The organism is Pseudomonas sp. E141, from assembly GCF_052659885.1.
On the sequence record NZ_CP084024.1, the window covers coordinates 1688277 to 1712676 of the forward strand.

The following is a 24400-nucleotide window of genomic DNA, read 5'->3' on the forward strand; positions in this document are numbered from 1 at the left end:
GAGCGTATGACTAATCACTGGACTCTACGAGCGGGTTTGGGGTTCCGAACTCCGCTATCATGCGCCGGTTTTCGTGACAGGCTTTGCTACGGAGTTTCAATGAACACGCTTTTCATGCACTGCCGACCAGGCTTCGAAGGCGAGGTCTGTTCCGAGATCGCCGAACACGCCGCACGGCTGAACGTGGCCGGCTACGCCAAGGCCAAGCCGGCCAGCGCCTGCGCCGAATTTGTCTGTACCGAAGACGACGGCGCCGAGCGACTGATGCGCGGCCAGCGTTTCGCCGAGCTGATTTTTCCGCGCCAGTGGGCGCGTGGCAGCTTCATCGATCTGCCGGAAACAGACCGCATCAGTGTCATCCTGGCCCACATGAGCGCCTTCCCGACCTGCGGTAGCTTGTGGCTGGAGGTGGTGGACACCAATGACGGTAAAGAGCTGTCGAACTTCTGCAAGAAATTCGAAGGGCCGCTGCGCAAGGCGCTGACCGGCGCCGGCAAACTAGTGGATGACCCGTACAAGCCACGCCTGCTGTTGACCTTCAAGAGCGGTCGCGAAGTATTCCTGGGCCTGGCGCAGGCCGATAATTCGGCCATGTGGCCGATGGGCATTCCACGCCTGAAGTTTCCTCGGGAGGCGCCGAGCCGGTCCACCCTCAAGCTTGAAGAGGCCTGGCACCACTTTATTCCTCGGGATCAGTGGGACGAGCGCCTGCACAGCGACATGACCGGTGTGGACCTAGGCGCCGCGCCGGGCGGCTGGACCTGGCAACTGGTCAACCGCGGCATGCTGGTGACGGCCATCGACAACGGGCCGATGGCCGAAAGCCTGATGGACACTGGCCTGGTGCAGCATCTGATGGCGGACGGCTTTACGTTCAAGCCCAAGCAGCCGGTGGACTGGATGGTCTGCGACATCGTCGAGAAGCCGGCGCGTAATGCGGCGATGCTGGAAGAGTGGATCGGCGAAGGGCACTGCCGCGAGGCGGTGGTCAACCTCAAACTGCCGATGAAGCAGCGTTACGCCGAAGTGAAACGCCTGCTCGAACGTATCGCCGACGGCTTCAAGGCCCGGGGCATCAAGGTCGAGATCGGCTGCAAACAGCTGTACCACGACCGTGAGGAAGTGACGTGCCATCTGCGGCGGCTGGACACCAAAAAGCCCAAGTCCCGCTAGCGCTTGAAAGGCAATGAAATCCCTGTGGGAGCGAGCCTGCTCGCGATATCGGTGCATCAGTGGACATCGATGTTGGGTGGCCCGACGCTATCGCGAGCAGGCTCGCTCCCACAGGGGGCGGTGTTAAGCCAGAGGTGACCTTGCACCGACATTGCGCGACAATGCCCGCCAGTTTCAGGAGTAGAACATGAGTGAAATGAACGATACACCGGTCGACGGTACGCTGGATGCCTCCGGCCTCAATTGCCCGGAGCCGGTGATGATGCTGCACCAGCACATCCGCGATCTGATGCCCGGCGGGCTGTTGAAGGTGATTGCCACCGACCCCTCGACCCGTCGCGATATTCCCAAGTTCTGTGTGTTCCTCGACCACGAACTGGTGGCCCAGGACGAGGTCGATGGCACCTACCGCTACTGGATCCGCAAGAAGCTCGCTTAGTCCGCCGAACGACTGATGCGGATCTGCTTGCGTGCGCTGCGTGTCAGGCGGATCGACAGCATCAGCGCTGCGCAGCTCAAGCCCACGATCAGGCCCTGCCACAACCCGCTCGGACCGCTGGCGGTGCCGAGCCAGTCGGTCAGGCCCAGGATGTAACCCACAGGCAGGCCAATGCCCCAGTAGGCGAACAGCGTCAGGATCATCGTCACCCGGGTGTCCTGGTAGCCGCGCAACGCGCCCGCCGCCGTGACCTGGATCGCGTCGGAAAACTGAAACAACGCCGCATAGACGATCAACATCGACGCCACTTCGATCACCACCGGATCGCCGGTATAGATCGCCGCGATGGGCCCGCGCAGCCAGAACATCAGGCTCGCCGACAGGCAGGCATACGCCAGCGCCGTACCCATGCCGACTCCGGCGGCGAAGCGCGCTTCGCGAGGTTGGCGCCGGCCCAGGGCCTGGCCGACCCGCACCGTCACAGCCATGCCCAACGAATAGGGAATCATGAACACCAGAGAGCTGAAGTTCAGGGCGATCTGGTGTCCGGCCACCACGGTGGCGCCGAGGCTGCCGATCAGCAGGGCAATCACCGCAAAAATGCTCGATTCGGCAAATACCGCGATGCCAATCGGCAGGCCGATACCCAGCAGGCGCTTGATGACGGTCCATTGTGGCCAGTCGAAGCGGTTGAATAACCGGCTCGACTGGTAGGCCGGTGCCCAGCGCGCCCAACCGGCCATGCCCAGGGCCATGAACCACATCACCAGGGCCGTGGCCCAGCCGCAACCGACGCCGCCCATGGCGGGCAGGCCCAGATGCCCGTAAATGAAGATGTAATTGAGCGGGATGTTCAGCGCCAGCCCGCACAAACCCAGGACCATCGCCGGTCGCGTTCGGCCCAGGCCGTCGCTGAAGCAGCGAAGCACGTGATACAGCGCCACCGCCGGCAGGCCGGTGGCGATGCCTTGCAGGTACTCCATGCAAGGACCGATCAGTTCGGGGTCCACGTTCATGATGTGCAGGATCGGTTCGGCGCCGAGCAGCGCCAGCGTGGCAATCAACCCCACCACCAGCGCCAGCCACAACGCCTGGCGCACCAGCGGACCAATCTCGTCGAACGTGCCGGCGCCGAAGCGCTGGGCGACTTTCGGCGTGGTGGCCAACAGTGTGCCGGTCATCAACAGGAACACCGGCACCCAGATCGAATTGCCCAGTGCCACCGCCGCCAGGTCCCGTGGTCCGACCCGGCCGGCCATCACCGCGTCGACAAAGCCCATGGCAGTGGTCGCCAGCTGCGCCACCATGATCGGCAATGCCAGGGCCAGCAGCGTCTTGAGCTCCAGGCGAACCCGGGCCGGGCGGGAGAGGGTGGTGGCGTGGTCGATCACAGGATTCACAGGCGAAACGTCCGAAAAAATAAGCGCGAGGCGGCGCATTCTACGCCTTGACACAGTGGTCAGGAAAAAACCTGTGTTGTGGATTTGTAATCGTTTAGCTGGCTTGCGAATACCTTGTGGCGAGGGGATTTATCCCCGCTCGACTGCGCAGCAGTCGCAAAGTCGTTGGGGGGCTGCGCACCCAGCGGGGATAAATCCCCTCGCCACAACATCATTTGCTTCGGGTAATGCACAGGCCTAACGGAACGCCTACACTGCCCATCCCGCCAAAGGAGCTCTGCCATGCTGATCGTCGCCGACGAAAATATTCCCCTGCTCGATGCGTTTTTCCAAGGGTTTGGCGAGATCCGCCGGGTCCCGGGCCGGGGGATTGACCGGACAATGGTCGAGCAGGCCGATGTGTTGCTGGTGCGCTCCGTCACCCAGGTCAACCGCACGCTGCTGGAAGGCAGCAAGGTGAAGTTCGTCGGCACCTGCACCATCGGCACCGATCACCTGGATCTGGATTATTTCGCCGAGGCCGGTATTCGTTGGGCCAGCGCACCGGGTTGCAACGCCCGTGGCGTGGTGGACTACGTGCTGGGCAGCCTGATGACCCTGGCTGAAATCGAAGGCGCGGACCTCAAGCAACGCACCTTTGGCGTGGTCGGTGCCGGGCAGGTGGGCGGGCGGTTGGTTGAGGTGCTCAAGGGCCTGGGTTGGACGGTGAAAGTCTGCGATCCACCCCGTCAGGCTGCCGAAGGCGGCGACTACGTGAGTCTGGAACAGATCATCGAGCAGTGCGATGTGATCAGCCTGCACACACCGTTGACTCGCGACGGCGCGCAACCGACCTGGCACCTGTTCGATGAGCAGCGCCTGCGCCGGCTCCAGCCCGGTACCTGGCTGATCAACGCAGCCCGTGGACCGGTGATCGACAACACAGCGCTGCGCGAGGTGCTGCTGGAGCGCGAAGACCTGCAAGCGGTGCTGGATGTCTGGGAGCATGAGCCGAGCGTGGATGCGGATCTGGCCGACCTGTGCGTGATCGCCACCCCGCACATTGCCGGCTACAGCCTCGATGGTCGCCAGCGTGGTACGGCGCAGATCTACGAATCCTTGTGCGCATTCCTCGAGCAACCGGTTGCGGTCCGGTTGAGCGATCTGCTGCCCCGGCCATGGCTGGGCGGCATCACGCTGGACGCTGACACTGATCCGGCCTGGGCGCTGGCGATGTTGTGCCGTGGCGTGTATGACCCACGTCGTGACGACGCGGATTTTCGTCGCAGCCTGGTGGGAACGGTCAGCGACCAACGCAGCGCTTTCGATGCCCTGCGCAAGCATTATCCGCCGCGTCGGGAGATCGATAGCCTGAAGGTTCGCATCGAGGGGCAGTCGCCGGCGTTGCAACAGATCGTGAGCGCTCTGGGCGCCACCAGCCTTTAATCGTGGATCGCTTTTGTGGCGAGGGAGCTTGCTCCCGCTGGACTGCGAAGCAGGCCCAAAACCTGGCGTCTGCTGCGCAGCCGAGCGGGAGCAAGCTCCCTCGCCACAAGAGCCAACCCACAAGCGCCAGGTCACAGGAGCCCGCAAAGGCTGCGGGCATAAAAAACCCGACATCATGGTCGGGTTCAATGAAGACGGGCTGTATCACTTTTGTTCGGCAGGCTTGACCAGTCGTTTTTCCAGCTCGCTGCAGGCTTTCTGGATCATGTCTTCGGTGATCGGTACTTCGCGCCCTTGGGCGTCGATGAACGAGCAGCCCAGAGACTGGTCCGGTTGCGTGCGGATCACTTGAATCTTGTCGTCGCTGCTGTGTTGCAAGGACATGGCCTGTCTCCTCATCAGGTTGTGTGCCTATTTTAGTGTCGCCAGGTGACCGAGCCATGACACTCCTTGTAGGTTCATGGCGACAGCTCCACTCAATCAGAAACACGGTCGCGTTTCCAGCCAGACTTTAGACCGATAACATCTAGCCTCTAGTCGCTACGGTCATATTTAACCTGACTCATTCTGATTCAACCAAGTTCCGCTGCGCTTCGGTGTCGCCGGGCGGTCCATTTCCTGCTGCATTATCGGATGCTTCTGATGCTCTCTTCCCAACAACGCCGTGCCATACGTCTGGCCAGGGGCTTCATTGCTCCTTATCGCAAGCAGGTTGCTGGCGCCTTATTGGCCCTTATCGTCACCGCCGCAATCACTTTGTCCATGGGGCAAGGCATCCGGTTGCTGGTGGACCAGGGCTTCATGACGCGCTCCCCGCACCTGCTCAACCAGTCCATTGGCCTGTTCATGGTGCTCGTGGTGGGATTGGCGATCGGCACTTTTTCCCGTTTCTACCTGGTGTCCTGGATTGGCGAACGAGTGGTGGCCGATATCCGCCGGCAGGTCTTCAACCATCTGGTGTACCTGCACCCGGGCTTTTACGAAAACAACCGCAGCTCGGAAATCCAGTCGCGCCTGACCGCCGATACGACCTTGTTGCAGTCAGTGATCGGCTCGTCGTTGTCGCTATTCTTGCGTAACGCCTTGATGGTGGTCGGCGGCATTGTGTTGTTGTTCATCACCAACCCCAAACTCACCAGTATCGTGGTGATCGCGCTGCCGTTGGTCTTGGCGCCGATCCTGATATTCGGGCGGCGGGTGCGCAGCCTGTCGCGCCAGAGCCAGGACCGCATTGCCGATGTCGGCAGCTACGTCTCCGAGACCCTCGGCCAGATCAAAACCGTGCAGGCCTACAACCATCAGGTCCAGGATGAGCGGCGCTTTGCCGTGACCGTGGAGCAGGCCTTCGACACCGCCCGCAAGCGCATCGCCCAGCGGGCCTGGCTGATCACACTGGTGATCGTGCTGGTGCTGGGGGCGGTGGGGGTGATGCTCTGGGTCGGGGGCATGGATGTGATCGCCGGACGGATTTCCGGGGGTGAGCTGGCGGCGTTTGTGTTCTACAGCCTGATCGTCGGCAGCGCTTTCGGCACCCTGAGCGAAGTCATCGGCGAGTTGCAGCGGGCGGCTGGTGCGGCTGAGCGCATTGCCGAATTGCTGCGCTCGGAAAACATCATCCAGCCGCCGGTTTCTGGCCTGGTGACTCTGCCTGAGCGGGTACGGGGTGATTTGCGTCTCGAAGGCGTGCGCTTCTCTTATCCGTCCCGGCCGGACAGCTATGCGGTCGACGGCCTGGACCTGAGCGTCCAGGCTGGCGAGACCCTGGCCCTGGTCGGGCCGTCCGGTGCCGGGAAATCCACGGTGTATGACTTGCTCCTGCGCTTCTACGACCCGGCGCAAGGGCGGATTCTCATCGATGATGTGCCGCTGACCCAGCTCGATCCACTGGACCTGCGTCGCCATTTCGCCCTGGTTTCGCAGAACCCGGCGCTGTTTTTCGGCACGGTTGAAGAGAACATCCGCTACGGCAACCCCGAGGCGACGTCCGAGCAGGTGCGCGAAGCCGCGCAGATCGCCCATGCCCACGATTTCATCGAAAAAATGCCGGAGGGTTACCAGACCCACCTAGGTGACGGCGGTCTGGGGTTATCCGGCGGTCAACGCCAGCGTCTGGCCATCGCCCGAGCGCTGTTGGTGGATGCACCGATCCTGCTATTGGACGAAGCCACCAGCGCCCTCGACGCGCAAAGCGAACACTTGATCCAGCAAGCGCTGCCCAGCCTGATGAAAAATCGCACCACCCTGGTCATCGCCCACCGCCTGGCCACGGTGAAAAATGCCGACCGGATCGCGGTGATGGACCAGGGCAAAGTAGTCGCCGTGGGCACCCATCAGGAACTGGTGGCCAGTAACGCGTTGTATGCGCGATTGGCAGCGTTGCAGTTCAATCAGCAGGGTGATTCTGTTCCGTGAGCCTGCCGAGCCGAAACCAATGTGGGGGCGAGCCTGCTCGCGATAGGGGCAGATAGGCAACCATGAGGTCGACTGTCACACCGCTATCGCGAGCAGGCTCGCTCCCACAGGGTCTGCAACCGAGCAAAAAAATGCCCGCATCGAAAGATGCGGGCATTTTTTCAGCAACAACTTGCCGCTTGAAGCCTATGGCTTGCTGCTGCCCACTCACTGATCATCAAAATAGCGCTCATGCCAGTCCACCAGCGGTTGCGGCGAGTTGAGTTTCTGGCCGTAGATCACCGAGTACGACAAAACGTTCTGTACGTATTGTCGGGTTTCGTCGAAGGGGATGCTTTCGACCCAGACATCGAAGCTCAGGTGGTCGGCACCGCGCAGCCACTGGCGCACCCGACCAGGCCCGGCGTTGTAGGCGGCGGAGGCCAGGACGCGGTTGCCGTTGAACTGGCTGTGAACCTGGCTCAGGTACGCCGCGCCCAGCTGGATGTTCTTGTCCGGGTTCAGCACTTGCTTGGGCGAGGCCAGCGGGATGTTGAACTTGCGTGCGGTTTCCTTGGCGGTGGCCGGCATCAACTGCATCAGGCCGCTGGCGCCAACACCGGAGCGCGCATCTTCCATGAAGGCACTTTCCTGTCGAGTGATGGCGAACACCCAGCTTGAGTGCAGGCCGCGAACCTTGGCTTCACGCACCAGGGTGTCGCGGTAGGCCATTGGGAAGCGAATATCCAGGTCGTCCCAATACTTAGCCTGGCTGATGGTGCGGATCGCCGGGAAGTACCATTTCAGGTCGTAGGCCAGTTTCGCCTGGGCGACCATCTCGTCCCGGTTGAAGTGGCGAGTGACGTGATACCACTCGCGGCGACCGTCGACGATCTGACCCCGGGCATGAAACTCCAGGGCCCGACGAATACCCGGTGTGTTGCGCACTTTATTGATCAGCGCCTGGCTCATCACCAGCGGCTTGTTGTTGAGCGAATAGGGCGATTGAGAACGATCGGCGGCCAGGAAACCGTAGAAGTCCCGCTCACGGGCCAGATGCTTGTAAAGCGTCAGCGCCTCGGGATTCTGAGGCTGCGCCAGCTCCAGGCTGCGGGCCTGCCAGTAACGCCAGCGACTGGTGCTGGCCAGCGTCTCGGGCAGGCGGCGGGTCAACTCATAGGCGTCGTCCCAGCGGGCCAGGCGCAACAGCAGGCGCAAGCGCCATTCCGAGACGGTATCGTCGCGCAGTTCCGGGTCATATTTAGTCATCACGCCCAAGGCGCGACTGTCGAAACGCTTGGCCAGGGTCAGGCCAATTTCCCGGGCGATGGCGACTTTCTCAGGCTTGGAAAAATGCATGGTGCTGGCGTAGCCGTCCAACAGCGCCATGGCTTTCTCTGGATCCTGACGGGCCAGGCGCCGCAAGCCGAGGCTGACGATATCGGCCATCGGCTCATCGGCCGGACGGAAACGCGATGGCTGATTGAGCAGTTCCGGTTTTTGCGCCACGTCTATCAGCAGTTGGCCGCGAGGGGCGAGGGTGCTCAGGCCGCTGATCAGGCTTTTAGCCAGTGGATAATTGCGGGCCTGGGCGGCCAGTTTGGCGCGCTCCCAGCGCTTCTGTTCAGTCAGTTGACCCTGGGTCGCCCACAGGCCGAACAGCGCATCACACGCGGCCGGTTGGGATTTGCCGGTGAGCCAAAGCTTTTCGGTGTTGGCGTAGCCTTCGGCCTTGAGGCCATGACTGAGCTGATACTGGGCGTTGAGGCAGTCCAGTTCGGTGAAGTTGAGCTTGGGGTCGTAGTACTTGACGAAGGTCGCCCAATCGCCACGGTCGGCCAGCCAGCGCAACCAGCGCAGCTTCATCCAGTTGGCCTGGGGCAGGTCGCCATGTTCGGCGAGAAATTTCTCGATTTCGGCATTACTGGCGCTCTTGAGGCGAGCGGTCAGTTCGTCGTAGGCCAGGTAGGGTTCCAGCGGATAGTCACGCAGGGCCTGGCTGTAGCGAAAATAGGGGCCGGAATCACCTTTGGCCAAGGCACGCTTGGCTTCATCGTAATACTGACGCTGGGTGGAGATATCCACCGCCTGGGCGGTTTGAACGGCAGTGGCACATACAAACAAGCAAGATAAAACACTGAAAAGGCGACTGCGCATGATACGTCCGGGCAGAAAAAAACATGACAAGCCCAAGGTTTGACCCAGGGTAACTGTATGTAGCTTAGCCTTTTGCCAGCAATGGGCGAAAGCTTTGCGGGGTCATCCGCGCAAGTTCGCAACATTTGTTATGCAGAGTGCTTCGAGGGCGAAATTGGCGGACTTCTGAGGCCTCATCTCAGGTAGAATGCGCGCCCGGTTTTTGGAGAAGCTCATGACCCTGCTCAAATTCAGCGATGTGTCCCTTGCTTTCGGCGCTATGCCGTTGTTGGACAAGGTGTCCTGGCAGATCGCCCGTGGTGAGCGGGTGTGCATCATCGGCCGCAACGGCACTGGCAAGTCCAGCATGATGAAGCTGGTCAAGGGCGATCAGAAGCCCGATGACGGCTCGGTCTGGCGCGCGCCAGGCCTGAAAATCGGCGAATTGCCCCAGGAACTGCCGGTGGCCGACGAGCGGACGGTGTTCGACGTGGTCGCCGAAGGCCTGGACGGTGTCGGCGCGCTGCTGGCCGAGTATCACCACCTGAGCCAGAACATCGTCACCGATGCCGACCTGGACAAGTTGATGCACGTGCAGCACGACCTCGAAGCCCGCGATGGCTGGCGCCTGCAGCAGTTGGTGGACAGCACCCTGAGCCGTCTGCAACTGCCGGCCGACAAGACCCTGGCCGAGCTGTCCGGTGGCTGGCGTCGCCGGGTGTTGTTGGCCCAGGCCCTGGTGTCCGAGCCGGACCTGCTGCTGCTCGACGAGCCCACCAACCACCTGGACATCGGCGCCATCGCCTGGCTTGAAGAAGCCCTGAAGGATTTCCAGGGCGCGGTGCTGTTCATCACGCACGACCGTTCTTTCCTGCAAAATCTGGCGACCCGTATCCTCGAACTGGATCGCGGCGGCCTGATCGACTGGAACGGCGACTACGCCAGCTTCCTGGTGCACAAGGAAGCGGCGCTGGCGGCGGAAGAAACCGCGAACGCGCTGTTCGACAAGAAGCTGGCCCAGGAAGAGGTCTGGATTCGCCAGGGTATCAAGGCCCGTCGCACCCGCAACGAAGGCCGTGTACGAGCGCTCAAGGCACTGCGCATGGAACGCAGTGAGCGTCGCGAGCGCACCGGTAAGGCCAATATTCAGCTGGATACCGCTGACAAGTCCGGCAAGCAGGTGATGGTTCTTGAGAACGTGAGTTTTGCGCACCCTGGCGGCCCGTTCCTGATCAAGGACTTTTCCATGGTGCTGCAGCGTGGTGACCGCATTGGTCTGCTGGGCGCCAACGGCACCGGCAAGACCACCTTGCTCAAGCTGATGCTCGGCGGTCTGGTACCGACCAATGGCAAGGTGGAGGAGGGCACGAAGATCGACGTCGCCTACTTCGACCAGTTGCGCCATCAGTTGGACCTTGAAAAAACCGTCATCGACAACGTTGCCGAAGGCCGCGATTTCATCGACATCGATGGCCAGAGCCGCCATGTGTTGAGCTATCTGGGCGACTTCCTGTTCAGCCCTCAACGTGCCCGTACTCCGGTCAAGGCGTTGTCCGGCGGTGAGCGTGCCCGTCTGCTGCTGGCCAAACTGTTCAGCAAGCCGGCGAACCTGCTGGTGCTCGACGAACCGACCAACGACCTGGACGTGGAAACCCTCGAGTTGCTGGAAGAGGTGCTGCTGACCTTCAACGGTACTGTGCTGATGGTCAGCCACGACCGGGCATTCCTCGACAACGTGGTGACCAGCACCCTGGTGTTCGAAGGCGAAGGCCTGGTGCGTGAATACGTCGGTGGTTATCAGGACTGGCTGCGCCAGGGCGGCTCGCCGCGCTTGCTGGGCGTGACTGAGAGCAAGTCCGGCAAGGCCGACCTGAATTCGGCGGTGGTCAAGGCCGAGCCTGCTCCGGTTGCTGCTGCACCGGCGGCGGCACCGGCAAAGAAGAAGCTCAGCTACAAGTTGCAGCGTGAGCTGGAAGCATTGCCGGGTGATATCGACGCGAAGGAACAGCAGATCGCAGCGGTGCAAGCCGAAATGGCTGACATCGGCTTCTACCAGCGCCCTGCGGCTGAAACCGCCAAGGTGATCGCGCATCTGGAGCAGTTGCAGGCCGAGCTGGATGTACTGGTCGAGCGCTGGGCTGAACTGGACGCTTGATCCACTGTTGTAAAGAATCCCGGTGCTCAGAGATGAACGCCGGGATTTCTATTTGAAACGCTATTCCCCTGTGGGAGCGAGCCTGCTCGCGATAGCGGTGGGTCAGTAATATGGGTATTGGCTGACCCAACGCTATCGCGAGCAGGCTCGCTCCCACAGGTTTAGGTTTTATGTGCGCTTGACCAGATGCACCGCGAGCACATCGCAAGGCGCGCCATGCAGCACGTCGTTGGCTGTAGAGCCCAACAGCAGTGCCAGGCCATGACGGCCATGGCTGCCCACGACGATCAGGTCGCAACCCTGTTCCTTGGCCAGGTGATGGATCTCCTGACGCGGCTGGCCGTAGGTCAGGTGGCTGTATTCCTTTTTCAGGGCGGGGTATTTCACGATCAGCCGGTCAAGGCGTTCCTTGGCTTGATCGAATTGTTGTTGTTGCAACTGGGAAAGGTCCATCGGCACATCACCACCGAAGGCCATGGCCATGGGTTCGACGATGTGAACCAGCGACAGTTTGGTGTCTCGACCTTCGCAAAGGGCCAGAGCACGCTTGACGACGGGATCACATTCTTCAGTGAGGTCGACGGCGACCAGGACGTGTTCGTAGTACATGGAAGGCACTCCAGAGAATTGCGATACGGTAAGTATGGCTGGTTTCAAGCGCATCGACGGCGACGTGGGTCAATCGTCATGGCTCATCAGAATTCGGGGAGTACGAATATGACGGTCTGGATAGTGGTGTCAATCCTGTTGGTGGTATTAAGCCCCCTGGCATGGTTGCGCCCGTCCCGTGTTCAGAGCGGTCGCATGGCGTTGCGCATGGAGGCGCGACGCCTTGGCCTGGCCATGCAACTGGCTCCGCAGGAGTGGCCCCACTGGCTCGGGCAGCAGGCGCCAAACCCCTGCGCCCAGTACCATCGGCCCCGACGGGGCAAGCAGCCGGCTATCTGGACCTACTGGCAAACCGCGCCGGGCGTATGGGTCAATCAGTGGCGCGAAGTCTGCCAGGATGAGTCGTTGCTCAATCATTTCGAAAAATTGCCCGCCAACGTCTACAAAATCGAGGCCGACGGGCAAATGATCGCCTTGTATTGGGGCGAGAAGGGCGAAGCCACTGTGTTGCAGGATATTTGCGCGGTGCTCAAGGCGCTGGCCTGAGGCATAAAAAAGCCCGACAGTCTCATCGGGCGGGTTGGCCAGGCAGGCCGGTAATCAAAACGCCTATCCGGACGTTCGTTCGTAACGTCCTTTGCTCAAAATCTTCAATCGCGCTCCCGACAGAGTAGTCGGTTGAATCCAGCGCGCTTGGAATTAGGGCGACTTTTCTAATTATTGATCCTATGAATGGCTGTACATGCAGCGCCGTGTTGCGGATCCGGGCGGTACGTAAATGACCGGGAAGTCGCGTTCAAGCCCCTGTTTAGGGCGATTGACAATTGTCGGAAATTCCGTGAAGGTGGCGTACCCAAATCAAACGGGCGTATGAATTGAGCGTTTGTATTTTCCGAACGTTCCTACAGAACCCCGACTATCGCGTTGACGGGTGTGCCTGGCGGATTGGCGTAGCATCGGCGGTAAACGTCAATGCCGAACCAGCAGTCAGCGTTCAACGTGTACTGTTCAGCTTCCATATCGTGGAGATCAGTTGATGATTTACGAAGGTAAAGCCATCACGGTTAAGGCTCTTGAAAGTGGCATCGTCGAACTGAAGTTCGATCTCAAGGGTGAGTCCGTCAACAAGTTCAACCGTCTAACCCTGAATGAACTGCGTCAGGCTGTGGACACTATCAAGGCAGATGCTTCGATCAAGGGTGTGATCGTCAGCAGCGGCAAGGACGTCTTCATCGTCGGCGCCGACATCACCGAATTCGTCGATAACTTCAAGCTGCCCGATGCCGAACTGATCGCTGGCAACCTCGAAGCGAACCGTATTTTCAGCGACTTCGAAGACCTCAACGTACCGACCGTCGCGGCCATCAATGGCATCGCCCTGGGTGGCGGCCTTGAGATGTGCCTGGCAGCGGATTACCGCGTCATGTCCAGCACGGCCAAGATCGGCCTGCCGGAAGTCAAGCTGGGCATCTACCCAGGCTTTGGCGGTACCGTGCGTCTGCCGCGCCTCATCGGTGCCGACAACGCTATCGAGTGGATTGCCGCCGGCAAGGAAAACCGTGCTGAAGACGCACTGAAAGTCGGCGCCGTGGATGCCGTGGTCGAGCCAGGCAAACTCCAGGAAGCGGCCCTCGAAACGATCAAGCGCGCCATCAGTGGCGAGTTCGACTACAAGGCCAAGCGCCAGCCGAAGCTGGAAAAGCTCAAGCTCAACGCCATCGAACAAATGATGGCTTTCGAAACCGCCAAGGGGTTCGTCGCAGGTCAAGCAGGCCCGAACTACCCGGCGCCGGTCGAAGCGATCAAGACCATCCAGAAAGCCGCGAACTTCGGTCGCGACAAGGCCCTGGAAGTCGAAGCCGCCGGCTTCGTCAAACTGGCCAAGACCTCGGCTGCCCAAAGCCTGATCGGTCTGTTCCTCAATGACCAGGAACTGAAGAAAAAGGCCAAGGCCTACGACGAAATCGCCCGTGACGTGAAGCAGGCCGCCGTGCTCGGCGCCGGTATCATGGGTGGCGGTATCGCCTATCAGTCGGCGTCCAAAGGCACGCCGATCCTGATGAAAGACATCAACGAACACGGTATCGAGCAAGGCCTGGCCGAGGCGGCCAAGCTGCTGGTTGGCCGCGTCGATAAAGGTCGCATGACTGCGGCGAAGATGGCCGAAGTGCTCAACGGCATTCGTCCGACCCTGTCTTACGGCGATTTCGGCCATGTCGACCTGGTGGTCGAAGCCGTTGTCGAGAACCCGAAGGTCAAGCAGGCGGTACTGGCTGAAGTCGAAGACAAGGTCAAAGAGGACACCATCCTCGCTTCGAACACCTCGACCATTTCCATCTCGCTGCTGGCCAAGGCCCTCAAGCGTCCGGAAAACTTCGTCGGCATGCACTTCTTCAACCCGGTGCACATGATGCCGCTGGTGGAAGTGATCCGTGGCGAGAAGTCCAGCGAACAAGCGATCGCCACCACCGTGGCCTACGCCAAGAAAATGGGCAAGAACCCGATCGTCGTCAACGACTGCCCGGGCTTTTTGGTCAACCGCGTACTGTTCCCATACTTCGGCGGTTTCGCCAAGCTGGTCAGCGCCGGTGTGGACTTTGTGCGCATCGACAAGATCATGGAAAAGTTCGGCTGGCCAATGGGCCCTGCGTACCTGATGGACGTGGTCGGCATCGACACCGGCCACCATGGTCGTGACGTCATGGCTGAAGGCTTCCCGGACCGCATGAAAGACGACCGCCGGTCGGCCGTCGACGTGCTCTACGAAGCCAAGCGCCTGGGCCAGAAGAACGGCAAGGGCTTCTACGCCTACGAGACTGACAAGCGCGGCAAGCAGAAGAAAGTGGCCGATTCGTCGGTGCTGGAAGTGCTCAAGCCGATCGTCTACGAGCAGCGCGAAGTCACCGACGAGGACATCATCAACTGGATGATGATCCCGCTGTGCCTTGAAACCGTGCGTTGCCTGGAAGACGGCATTGTTGAAACCGCCGCCGAAGCCGACATGGGTCTGGTCTACGGTATCGGTTTCCCTCCATTCCGTGGCGGTGCGCTGCGCTACATCGATTCGATCGGTGTGGCCGAGTTCGTTGCCCTGGCAGACCAGTACGCTGATTTGGGCGCGCTGTACCACCCGACCGCGAAGCTGCGTGAAATGGCCAAGAACGGCCAGAGCTTCTTCGGTTAAGCGCCCAACGACTAGAGCGAGAGAACATTTATGAGCTTGAATCCTAGAGACGTCGTGATTGTCGACTTCGGTCGTACGCCGATGGGCCGCTCCAAGGGCGGCATGCACCGCAACACCCGCGCCGAAGACATGTCGGCGCACCTGATCAGCAAGCTGCTGGAACGTAACGTCAAGGTCGACCCCAACGAAGTCGAAGACGTAATCTGGGGCTGTGTGAACCAGACCCTGGAGCAGGGCTGGAACATCGCCCGCATGGCTTCGCTGATGACCCAGATCCCTCACACCGCGGCCGGACAGACTGTCAGCCGTCTGTGCGGTTCATCCATGAGCGCGCTGCATACCGCTGCTCAGGCGATCATGACCGGCAACGGTGATGTGTTCGTCGTCGGCGGTGTCGAGCACATGGGCCACGTGAGCATGATGCACGGCGTCGATCCGAACCCGCACATGTCGCTGTACGCGGCAAAAGCCTCGGGCATGATGGGCCTGACCGCGGAAATGCTCGGCAAAATGCACGGCATCACCCGCGAACAGCAGGACGCCTTTGGCGTGCGCTCCCACCAGCTCGCCCACAAGGCGACCGTGGAAGGCAAGTTCAAGGATGAAATCATCCCGATGCAGGGCTATGACGAGAACGGTTTCCTGAAATTGTTCGACTACGACGAAACCATTCGTCCGGAAACCACCCTGGAAAGCCTGGCGGCCCTCAAGCCGGCCTTCAATCCAAAGGGCGGCACCGTGACAGCCGGTACTTCTTCGCAGATCACCGACGGCGCTTCGTGCATGATCGTGATGTCGGCCCAGCGTGCCCAGGACCTGGGCATCCAGCCGATGGCGGTGATTCGTTCGATGGCCGTGGCCGGTGTTGATCCGGCAATCATGGGCTATGGTCCAGTACCGGCGACGCAGAAAGCCTTGAAGCGTGCGGGTCTGAGTATTTCCGATATCGACTTCTTCGAGCTCAACGAAGCTTTCGCCGCACAGGCCCTGCCAGTGCTGAAAGATCTGAAAGTGCTCGACAAGATGAACGAGAAGGTTAACCTGCACGGCGGCGCGATCGCCCTGGGTCACCCGTTCGGTTGCTCCGGTGCGCGTATCTCCGGCACGCTGCTCAACGTCATGAAGCAGAACGGCGGCACCTTTGGGGTGTCCACTATGTGCATTGGCCTTGGCCAGGGCATCGCCACTGTCTTCGAACGCGTCTAAGCGTTACGTCGATGGAAGCCGGGGCCAAGTGCCCCGGTTTTTGTTTTTCCGGGTTTAGAAAAAAAAGATTTTGTTTTTATTTAAAAAATATTTGAGCGAGGGCCGAAGCATGCCGATACAACCTGGGCTCTACCAACATTACAAAGGTCCGCAGTACCGCGTATTCAGCATCGCGCGGCATTCCGAGACCGAGGAAGAAGTGGTCTTCTATCAAGCCCTGTATGGCGATTACGGCTTTTGGGTGCGACCGTTGAGCATGTTCCAGGAGTCTGTCGAAGTTGACGGCGAGCAGGTGCCACGCTTTGCTTTGGTGCAGGCCGAAGAGAGCCTTTTTTCCAAGCCTTGAGGCCGATACCGGGGCAACCCTGCGCTTGACCTCACCTTGCAGCCACTATATATAGCGGTGCCGCGTCAGGCGCCAACCGCCTTTCACTTTTTAGAATTCAGGAATTTTCTGATCCATGGGCAAATCGCTGGTCATTGTGGAATCCCCGGCTAAGGCCAAGACCATCAACAAGTATCTGGGCAACCAATACGTGGTGAAGTCGAGTATCGGCCATATCCGAGACCTGCCCACCAGCGGTTCGGCTAGCGCCAGCAAGGAGCCAGCCGCCAAGCGCGGCAAGGCTGCTGCCGGTGAAGCGCCGGCGCTGTCGCCCAAGGACAAGGCGCGCAAGCAGCTGGTCTCGCGCATGGGGGTTGATCCGGAACACGGCTGGAAAGCCAAGTACGAGATCCTCCCGGGCAAGGAAAAGGTCATCGAAGAACTGCGTCGGCTTGCCAAGGATGCCGACACCATCTATCTGGCGACGGACTTGGACCGCGAAGGGGAAGCCATTGCCTGGCACCTGCGCGAAGCCATCGGTGGGGATGACAGCCGCTACAAGCGCGTGGTGTTCAACGAAATCACCAAGAAGGCCATCCAGGAGGCCTTCTCCCAACCAGGCGAGCTGGACATCGATCGGGTCAACGCCCAACAGGCGCGGCGTTTCCTTGATCGCGTGGTGGGCTACATGGTCTCGCCGCTGCTGTGGGCCAAGATCGCCCGTGGCCTGTCGGCCGGGCGTGTGCAGTCGGTCGCCGTGAAGCTGGTGGTGGAGCGCGAGCGGGAGATCCGTGCGTTCATCCCTGAAGAATACTGGGAAGTTCACGCCGACCTCGGCACCGCCAAGGGCGCCACCGTGCGCTTCGACGTAGCCCGCGAGAAGGGTGAAGCCTTCAAGCCGCTCAACGAAGCCCAGGCCATGGCTGCGCTGGAGAAGCTCAAGGCTTCCAGCTACAGCATCGTCAAGCGTGAAGACAAGCCGACCAGCAGCAAGCCGTCGGCACCGTTCATCACCTCCACGTTGCAACAGGCCGCGAGCAACCGCCTGGGTTTCGGTGTGAAGAAAACCATGATGATGGCCCAGCGTTTGTACGAAGCGGGCTACATCACGTACATGCGTACCGACTCGACCAACCTCTCGGCCGATGCCGTGACAATGGCGCGCACTTATATAGAAAGCGAGTTCGGCAAGAAATACCTGCCGGAGACGCCGAACGTCTACAGCAGCAAGGAAGGCGCACAAGAGGCTCACGAAGCGATTCGTCCCTCCGATGCCAACACCGAGCCAAGCAAGCTGTCGGGCATGGAGCGCGATGCCGAGCGCCTCTACGAGCTGATCTGGCGCCAGTTCCTGGCCTGCCAGATGCTGCCGGCGCAATACCTGTCGACCACGGTCACCGTCGGTGCTGGCGACTTCGAGCTGCGCGCCAAGGGCCGCATCCTGAAGTTCGACGGCTACACCCGCGTCATGCCGCAAATCACCAAGCCGGGTGACGACGACGTCCTGCCTGACATGGCCCAGGGCGATGTGATGAAGCTGATCAAGCTTGATCCGACCCAGCACTTCACTAAGCCGCCGGCCCGTTATTCGGAAGCCAGCCTGGTCAAGGAAATGGAAAAGCGTGGCATCGGTCGTCCTTCGACCTACGCAGCGATCATTTCCACCATCCAGGACCGCGGCTACGTGGCGCTGCACAACCGTCGGTTCTATTCGGAAAAGATGGGCGACATCGTCACCGAACGTTTGTCCGAGAGCTTCTCCAACCTGATGGACTACGGCTTCACCGCCGGCATGGAAGAGAACCTCGACGATGTGGCCCAGGGTGAGCGGGACTGGAAAAACGTCCTCGACGAGTTTTATGGCGACTTCAAGAAAAAACTCGAAGTAGCCGAAAGTGCCGAGAACGGCATGCGGGCCAACCAGCCCGTCATGACCGACATCCCATGCCTGACATGTGGTCGTCCGATGCAGATCCGTACCGCCTCGACTGGCGTGTTCCTGGGTTGCTCGGGCTACAGCCTGCCTCCCAAAGAGCGCTGCAAGGCGACCGTCAACCTGGTGCCGGGCGACGAAATCGCCGCGGACGACGAGGGTGAATCGGAATCCCTGGTGCTGCGCGGCAAACACCGCTGCCCGATCTGCAGCACGGCGATGGATGCCTACCTGCTGGATGAAAAGCGCAAGCTGCACATCTGCGGTAACAATCCCGATTGCGCCGGTTACGAGATCGAAGAGGGCACCTATCGCATCAAGGGCTATGAAGGCCCGAGCCTTGAATGCGACAAGTGTGGCAGTGAGATGCAGCTCAAGACCGGCCGCTTCGGCAAGTTCTTCGGTTGCACCAATCCGACCTGCAAGAACACCCGCAAACTGCTCAAGAGCGGTGATGCGGCGCCGCCGAAGATGGACCCGGTGAAGATGCCTGAACTCAAGTGCGAGAAGGTCAACGACACCTACATCCTGCGCGACGGTGCGTCCGGCCTGTTCCTTGCGGCGAGCCAGTTCCCGAAAAACCGCGAGACCCGTGCCCCGCTGGTGCTGGAGATCGTGCCGCACAAGGACGAAATCGATCCGAAGTACCATTTCCTCTGCGAAGCTCCGCAGAAGGATCCGGAGGGTCGGCCGGCGGTGATTCGTTACAGCCGCAAGACCAAGGAGCAGTACGTGCAGACCGAAGTCGACGGCAAGCCAACCGGCTGGAAGGCGTACTACGACGGCGGCAAATGGAAGGTTGAAGACAAGCGCTGATCACCAAGGCTTGTCTGAAGAGGGGGGGCTTGCTTTAGGGCTCCCTGTGGCGAGGGAGCTTGCTCCCGCTGGACCAGTCCGATATTTCGGGCGCAGCCGTCCCAATAGCCTCAAGTAAACAAAAGGCCGCATGACAACCCATAGGTTTTCATGCGGCCTTTTTGTTTTTGCCTTGCAGTGGCCTCGGTTGTTCCACGACACTGTCGCCCTTGCGTGAAGCTTTTACTTCGTTGGGGAGAATGCCGCCATGGCCCACGAACTCTACACCCGCACCAATCAGAAAATTTATTTCGCCGGCCTGTCGCTTGAAGCGCTCGCCAGGGCAGAGGATGGGCGTGCGATGAATTCCCCCGCGCTGACCCAGGCTGGGCGCGAATCAGCGCTGTTTCATCTGTACGGCGCGTTGTTGGGGCTTTGCCACGAAATTGCCGGTTTCTACCGTCTGCCGCAGGCAAATGCGCCCCGGGCCGAACTGTTGTTGACACAAGAAGTGTTGGAAACCGTCGCCATTCCGGAACTGGCCGAAATGGTCGAGCTGGCGCACAACCCGCAAACCTGGCTGGCGCAACTGTTGGCGGCACACGCGGCACTGTTTGAGCCGCCCCGCGCTCCTCGCAAGCCTAAGGGCGACGTGACCCAGCCTTTGATCATGGCGGTCAATCTGGACGAAGAAGAGCCCGAGCAGGCGTTGAGCCGGGAGGAGCTGGAAAGCTGGCGTCAGAACCTCAAGAGCTTGGCAATCCGCTTTCGCGAAGGGCTGAACGAGTGCTGAGTTTTCCCCCGATCCGTAATATTCGCCCATAACGCTTGGTCAAGATCCCGAGCGAAGCCTGGCCGATGACTATATAATCCTCGCCTTTCGTGGAGAACAGACTTTTATGCCAACGTCCTTTCTAGAAATTGTCGAACTTCCTGATGGCCGCATCGAGCTGCGCAGGGCCGAGGACGAGGGTTCTCTGGTTACCTTGAACTTCTCTGAGGACGCCAAAGCCTTCCTGCAAGGCCAGCACGTCGAAGTCGCCAAGGCGATGTTGAGTGTGGGCGTGCAGATGGCAGGTCGTCTGGTTGAAGGCGAATTCAACAAGGAAGAGGGGCCGCGGGTTCTTCATTGATCCCGCCTGTCGGCTTTTTGGACGATAGTGTTCCTGGCCGGCTTCTCTGTCCTGGAGAAGCCCTGCGTTTTTTAGCCCAATCGAATATTCAGGCTTTGTGCGTCCCCGGTGCGCGCGGCGCTGATCAACTGTTGCCGTGCGGTCGTGGTCAACGGATTGAGCCAACTGACCACCGTATGGCTGCGGCCCAGGCGCAACGCTTCGCAGGTCAGTTGCTGGGCGCTTTGAGTGCCTCGCGGCTGTAGCAGCAGGATGCGCTCACGGTTCAGGCCCGCATCTCGCAGCCAGGCCTGGGTGACACTGGCCGGTGGTGCGATCAGCGTCAGCCAGCGAGCGTCCTGGTCCTGGCTCAGCTCGCGCAGGATCGGCGCCAGCAGGTTCAGGCAGTTCCCGGCGGCACCACGTAACGACAGTTCGCTGAAGGCCTCGGGCTCGGCGCCCCAAGGTGACTCGATCACCTCTTTGAGGGCGGGAACCAGCGGTTGGGCCATGAACGCCTCGAACAGCGGAAGTTGAGTGTGTTGTGGTGTGTGTGGGAACTGCATAAAGCCTCCTTTAGCGGCGAATAACGCCGACACTCAAGCCTTCGATGACCAGATCCTGATCTTTAAGATTGACTTCGATGGGGGCGAACTCGGGGTTCTCGGCAATCAGCCAGACCTTGCTGCCGTCGCGCTTGAAACGCTTGACGGTCACTTCATCACCGATTCGCGCCACCACGATCTGGCCGTTGCGGGCTTCGCGAGTGGTGTGGACCGCAAGAAGGTCGCCGTCGAAGATGCCGATGTCCTTCATGCTCATGCCGTGCACGCGAAGAAGGTAGTCAGCTCGCGGATGGAAGAACGATGGGTTGATGTTGCAGGATTCCTCGACATGCTGCTCGGCGAGGATCGGAGCACCTGCTGCTACCCGGCCGATGATCGGTAGGGTGGTTTCGTCGGCCTTGGCCTCGAAGCCGGGGATGCGAATGCCACGGGACGCGCCCGGGGTCATTTCGATAGCGCCCTTGCGAGCCAGCGCCTTGAGGTGCTCTTCAGCCGCGTTGGGCGACTTGAAGCCCAGTTCCTGGGCGATTTCCGCGCGGGTCGGCGGGTAGCCGTTGTCTTCGAGGCAGCGTTTGATGAAGGCTAGAATCTCTGCTTGGCGTGGCGTCAGCTTTAGCATATTGATCGCTCTGTCTTTTTATACAGTGACTGGGATTATATACAGTGGGCGCGGCTTGGCAATCCTCCTTTTCGCACAGGCCGCTGGACGGTCGGTCGGGCCGCAAAAACGTCATGGGCTACAGCGGGCCGCAGGTGTGGTTAAATATCTGACCGAGCGTTCGCAAAACGTCCCGGCAGGCTTGACAACCCCAAGGCTGAAACGTATGTTTCAAACAAGTGTTTGTCAGGCGGAGTAGCCATGGCCCAGTCGGAAACCGTAGAACGCATTCTCGATGCTGCCGAGCAATTGTTCGCGGAAAAAGGTTTCGCTGAAACCTCATTGCGTCTGATCACCAGCAAGGCCGGGGTGAACCTGGCGGCGGTGAATTATCACTTCGGTTCGAAGAAAGCGCTGATCCAGGCCGTGTTCTCGCGTTTCCTCGGGCCTTTCTGTGTCAGCCTGGATCGTGAGCTGGAGCGGCGTCAGGCCAAGCCTGACGTCAAGCCAACCCTGGAAGAGCTGCTGGAGATCCTGGTCGAGCAAGCCCTTGTCGTGCAGCCACGCAGCGGTAACGACCTTTCCATTTTCATGCGCTTGCTGGGCCTGGCATTCAGCCAGAGCCAAGGCCACCTGCGGCGTTATCTGGAAGACATGTACGGCAAGGTTTTCCGCCGCTATATGCTTCTGGTCAATGAGGCCGCGCCGCGCATTCCGCCGATTGAGTTGTTCTGGCGCGTGCATTTCATGCTCGGCGCCGCTGCCTTCAGCATGTCCGGCATCAAGGCGCTGCGGGCCATCGCTGAAACCGATTTCGGTGTGAATACCTCGATTGAGCAAGTGATGCGTCTGATGGTGCCATTCCTGGCTGCAGGCATGCGCGCCGAAAGTGGCGTCACCGATGAGGCCATGGCTGCCGCGCAGTTGCGCCCGCGCAGCAAATCAGCCCCGGCGCTCGCCAAGGCCTGAGTGCACGGGTGGGCGCGGCTGCCTACATCCGCTAAGCTAGCGGCCCATGCCGACTCTCGTTTCGAACCCGCTTTATATTTCATTGCATAACCGTGACCTGCCGGGCCTGGAGCCCGGCGGCGCGGTCGTGCGTGCGCCGCTGTGCGGGTTCATTGTTATCAAGGAAATATTATGACTGCTGGCCTGCAAGGCTCGTTGATGGTGGACGTCGCCGGTACCTGGTTGACGGCTGAAGATCGCCACCTGTTGCGCCAGCCCGAAGTGGGTGGCCTGATCATTTTTGCTCGCAATATCGAGCATCCACGCCAGGTGCGCGAGCTGAGCGCCTCGATTCGCGCCATCCGTCCCGACCTGCTGCTGGCGGTCGATCAGGAAGGCGGGCGTGTGCAGCGTCTGCGTCAGGGGTTTGTGCGTTTGCCGGCAATGCGGGCGATTGCCGACAACCCGAATGCCGAATACCTGGCCGAGCAGTGCGGCTGGATCATGGCCACTGAAGTGCTGGCGGTCGGCCTCGATTTGAGTTTTGCCCCGGTGCTGGACCTCGATCATCAACGTAGCGCGGTGGTCGGCAGTCGTGCCTTCGAAGGCGACCCCGAGCGCGCAGCGCTGCTGGCAGGTGCCTTCATTCGGGGCATGAACGCCGCCGGTATGGCTGCCACCGGCAAGCATTTCCCCGGCCACGGCTGGGCCGAAGCCGATTCCCATGTGGCCATTCCCAACGATGAGCGCAGCCTTGAACAGATCCGCGCCCACGATCTGGTTCCGTTCGCCAAACTGAGCAAGCAACTGGCGGCAGTCATGCCGGCCCATGTCATTTATCCGCAGGTCGATGCCAATCCGGCCGGTTTTTCCCGGCGCTGGCTGCAGGACATTCTGCGTGGTGAATTGCAGTTCGATGGTGTGATCTTCAGCGATGATCTGTCGATGGCGGGTGCTCATGTGGTGGGTGATGCCGCCAGTCGTATCGAGGCGGCGTTGTCGGCCGGTTGCGACATGGGGCTGGTGTGCAACGACCGCGCCGCCGCCGAACTGGCCTTGAGCGCCGCCCAGCGGTTGAAGGTCAAACCATCGGCGCGCATCGCACGCATGCGCGGGCAGGCCTTCGCCTCCACCGAGTACCGCCAGGCCCCACGCTGGCTGACGGCAATCAGCGCGCTGAAAGCCGCCCAACTGATCGATTAAGGACATTTGTCATGACCGTTTACGCAATTATCGGCGGCACTGGCCTGACCCAACTCGAAGGTCTGACCATTCGCCAGTCCCTGGCAGTAGAAACGCCCTATGGTGCGCCATCGGCCGAGGTGCAGATCGGTGACTACGCCGGGCGCGAAGTGCTGTTTCTGGCCCGTCACGGCCATCCTCATCGCTTTCCACCTCACCAAGTGAACTATCGCGCCAATCTCTGGGCCCTGAAGCAGGCCGGCGCCGAGGCGATCCTGGCGGTCAACGCCGTGGGCGGGATTCACGCCGCGATGGGGACCGGGCATTTCTGCGTGCCTCACCAATTGATCGATTACACCAGCGGCCGTCAGCACACCTATTTTGCCGATGACCTGGAGGCGGTTACCCACATTGATTTCAGCTACCCCTACAGCGAGGCGCTGCGCCAGCAACTGATCGCCGCCCTGGCCGCCGAAGGCTGTGGCTACAGCAGCCATGGCGTCTACGCCTGCACCCAGGGCCCGCGCCTGGAAACCGTGGCCGAAATCGCCCGCCTGGAGCGCGACGGTTGCGACATCGTCGGCATGACCGGCATGCCGGAAGCGGCGCTGGCCCGTGAGCTGGAGCTCGATTACGCCTGCCTGGCGCTGGTGGTGAATCCGGCGGCGGGCAAGTCCACGGCTGTGATCACCATGGCGGAAATCGAGCAGGCGCTGCATGACGGGATGGGGAAGGTGAAGTCGACGTTGGCGCGGGTATTGATGGCTGGCTAGCGGAACAGGCAGTGAAAACGGGCGCAAAGGTTTCCTGCTGTCAGCAAGGG

Annotated in this window: 22 protein-coding genes; 16 read left to right on the top strand and 6 right to left on the bottom strand. The window is 60.7% G+C overall.

Features of this window, described 5'->3' with window-relative positions:
- Positions 1-99: 99 nt before the first annotated feature.
- Together rlmM and tusA are read left to right on the top strand one after the other, a co-directional pair.
- Complete coding sequence (rlmM, locus tag GKKCFE_RS07595; protein WP_047227196.1) at positions 100-1173, top strand: 23S rRNA (cytidine(2498)-2'-O)-methyltransferase RlmM; 1074 nt, start codon at positions 100-102, stop codon at positions 1171-1173.
- A 187-nt stretch (positions 1174-1360) separates the two neighbouring features.
- Positions 1361-1612: a sulfurtransferase TusA gene (tusA, locus tag GKKCFE_RS07600; protein ID WP_139050714.1), complete on the top strand. Its 252-nt coding sequence runs from the start codon at positions 1361-1363 to the stop codon at positions 1610-1612.
- On the opposite strand, the gene GKKCFE_RS07605 is transcribed toward tusA, so the two are convergent.
- Positions 1609-3012, bottom strand: coding sequence for an MATE family efflux transporter (locus GKKCFE_RS07605; protein WP_160892046.1), 1404 nt, complete (start codon positions 3010-3012; stop codon positions 1609-1611). The two genes, tusA and GKKCFE_RS07605, sit on opposite strands and share 4 nt — an antisense overlap.
- Before the next feature lie 282 nt (positions 3013-3294).
- Here GKKCFE_RS07605 and pdxB point away from each other — a divergent pair, with 282 nt between their 5' ends.
- Positions 3295-4437 (top strand): 4-phosphoerythronate dehydrogenase PdxB, encoded by a 1143-nt coding sequence (gene pdxB / locus GKKCFE_RS07610; RefSeq protein WP_076385608.1) that lies wholly within the window; start codon positions 3295-3297, stop codon positions 4435-4437.
- Between the two features lie 204 nt (positions 4438-4641).
- On the opposite strand, the gene GKKCFE_RS07615 is transcribed toward pdxB, so the two are convergent.
- Complete coding sequence (locus tag GKKCFE_RS07615; protein WP_003199629.1) at positions 4642-4821, bottom strand: PA1571 family protein; 180 nt, start codon at positions 4819-4821, stop codon at positions 4642-4644.
- Between the two features lie 249 nt (positions 4822-5070).
- Between GKKCFE_RS07615 and GKKCFE_RS07620 the strand changes: the two genes are divergently transcribed.
- Entirely contained in the window at positions 5071-6849 is a 1779-nt protein-coding gene (locus GKKCFE_RS07620; RefSeq protein ID WP_445577684.1) for an ABC transporter transmembrane domain-containing protein, read from the top strand.
- Between the two features lie 207 nt (positions 6850-7056).
- Here the strand turns inward: GKKCFE_RS07620 and GKKCFE_RS07625 are convergent, their stop codons facing one another.
- Positions 7057-8985, bottom strand: coding sequence for a transglycosylase SLT domain-containing protein (locus tag GKKCFE_RS07625; RefSeq protein WP_076385604.1), 1929 nt, complete (start codon positions 8983-8985; stop codon positions 7057-7059).
- Positions 8986-9199: 214 nt separating this feature from the next.
- On the opposite strand from GKKCFE_RS07625, the gene GKKCFE_RS07630 reads away from it, so the two are divergent.
- Positions 9200-11119, top strand: a complete 1920-nt coding sequence (locus tag GKKCFE_RS07630; RefSeq protein ID WP_419418165.1) for an ATP-binding cassette domain-containing protein — start codon at positions 9200-9202, stop codon at positions 11117-11119.
- Between the two features lie 168 nt (positions 11120-11287).
- Here GKKCFE_RS07630 and GKKCFE_RS07635 read toward each other — a convergent pair whose 3' ends face one another.
- On the bottom strand, positions 11288-11728 hold the full coding sequence (locus GKKCFE_RS07635) for a universal stress protein (RefSeq protein ID WP_047227202.1): 441 nt from the start codon (positions 11726-11728) through the stop codon (positions 11288-11290).
- 108 nt (positions 11729-11836) lie between these two features.
- Here GKKCFE_RS07635 and GKKCFE_RS07640 point away from each other — a divergent pair, with 108 nt between their 5' ends.
- From GKKCFE_RS07640 to GKKCFE_RS07670, 7 genes are all read left to right on the top strand, one after another.
- Entirely contained in the window at positions 11837-12274 is a 438-nt protein-coding gene (locus GKKCFE_RS07640) for a hypothetical protein (RefSeq protein WP_047227203.1), read from the top strand.
- A 490-nt stretch (positions 12275-12764) separates the two neighbouring features.
- Positions 12765-14912, top strand: a complete 2148-nt coding sequence (gene fadB / locus GKKCFE_RS07645) for a fatty acid oxidation complex subunit alpha FadB (protein ID WP_092403111.1) — start codon at positions 12765-12767, stop codon at positions 14910-14912.
- A 30-nt stretch (positions 14913-14942) separates the two neighbouring features.
- Entirely contained in the window at positions 14943-16118 is a 1176-nt protein-coding gene (gene fadA / locus GKKCFE_RS07650; protein ID WP_025212747.1) for an acetyl-CoA C-acyltransferase FadA, read from the top strand.
- A 109-nt stretch (positions 16119-16227) separates the two neighbouring features.
- The gene (locus GKKCFE_RS07655) at positions 16228-16464 is read left to right on the top strand and encodes a DUF1653 domain-containing protein (RefSeq protein WP_047227205.1); all 237 of its coding nucleotides are present in this window, start codon (positions 16228-16230) and stop codon (positions 16462-16464) included.
- A 115-nt stretch (positions 16465-16579) separates the two neighbouring features.
- Entirely contained in the window at positions 16580-19192 is a 2613-nt protein-coding gene (gene topA / locus GKKCFE_RS07660) for a type I DNA topoisomerase (protein WP_047227206.1), read from the top strand.
- A gap of 247 nt (positions 19193-19439) precedes the next feature.
- The gene (locus tag GKKCFE_RS07665) at positions 19440-19964 is read left to right on the top strand and encodes a DUF6586 family protein (RefSeq protein WP_107322906.1); all 525 of its coding nucleotides are present in this window, start codon (positions 19440-19442) and stop codon (positions 19962-19964) included.
- Between the two features lie 106 nt (positions 19965-20070).
- Positions 20071-20304 (top strand): hypothetical protein, encoded by a 234-nt coding sequence (locus GKKCFE_RS07670; protein WP_047227208.1) that lies wholly within the window; start codon positions 20071-20073, stop codon positions 20302-20304.
- A gap of 71 nt (positions 20305-20375) precedes the next feature.
- On the opposite strand, the gene sulA is transcribed toward GKKCFE_RS07670, so the two are convergent.
- Positions 20376-20849: an SOS-induced cell division inhibitor SulA gene (gene sulA / locus GKKCFE_RS07675; protein ID WP_047227209.1), complete on the bottom strand. Its 474-nt coding sequence runs from the start codon at positions 20847-20849 to the stop codon at positions 20376-20378.
- A gap of 10 nt (positions 20850-20859) precedes the next feature.
- Positions 20860-21468 carry a transcriptional repressor LexA gene (lexA, locus tag GKKCFE_RS07680; protein WP_047227210.1) on the bottom strand — a complete coding sequence of 203 codons (609 nt, stop codon included), beginning with the start codon at positions 21466-21468 and terminating at the stop codon, positions 20860-20862.
- Positions 21469-21708: 240 nt separating this feature from the next.
- Between lexA and GKKCFE_RS07685 the strand changes: the two genes are divergently transcribed.
- The 4 genes from GKKCFE_RS07685 to GKKCFE_RS07700 are packed head-to-tail and all read left to right on the top strand — an operon-like array spanning position 21709 to position 24350.
- Positions 21709-22416: a TetR/AcrR family transcriptional regulator gene (locus GKKCFE_RS07685; protein WP_092403122.1), complete on the top strand. Its 708-nt coding sequence runs from the start codon at positions 21709-21711 to the stop codon at positions 22414-22416.
- 46 nt (positions 22417-22462) lie between these two features.
- Positions 22463-22591 (top strand): hypothetical protein, encoded by a 129-nt coding sequence (locus tag GKKCFE_RS07690; protein ID WP_268990177.1) that lies wholly within the window; start codon positions 22463-22465, stop codon positions 22589-22591.
- Between the two features lie 8 nt (positions 22592-22599).
- Complete coding sequence (gene nagZ, locus GKKCFE_RS07695) at positions 22600-23598, top strand: beta-N-acetylhexosaminidase (protein ID WP_445578032.1); 999 nt, start codon at positions 22600-22602, stop codon at positions 23596-23598.
- Between the two features lie 11 nt (positions 23599-23609).
- Positions 23610-24350 carry an S-methyl-5'-thioinosine phosphorylase gene (locus GKKCFE_RS07700; RefSeq protein WP_047227213.1) on the top strand — a complete coding sequence of 247 codons (741 nt, stop codon included), beginning with the start codon at positions 23610-23612 and terminating at the stop codon, positions 24348-24350.
- Positions 24351-24400: the final 50 nt, after the last annotated feature.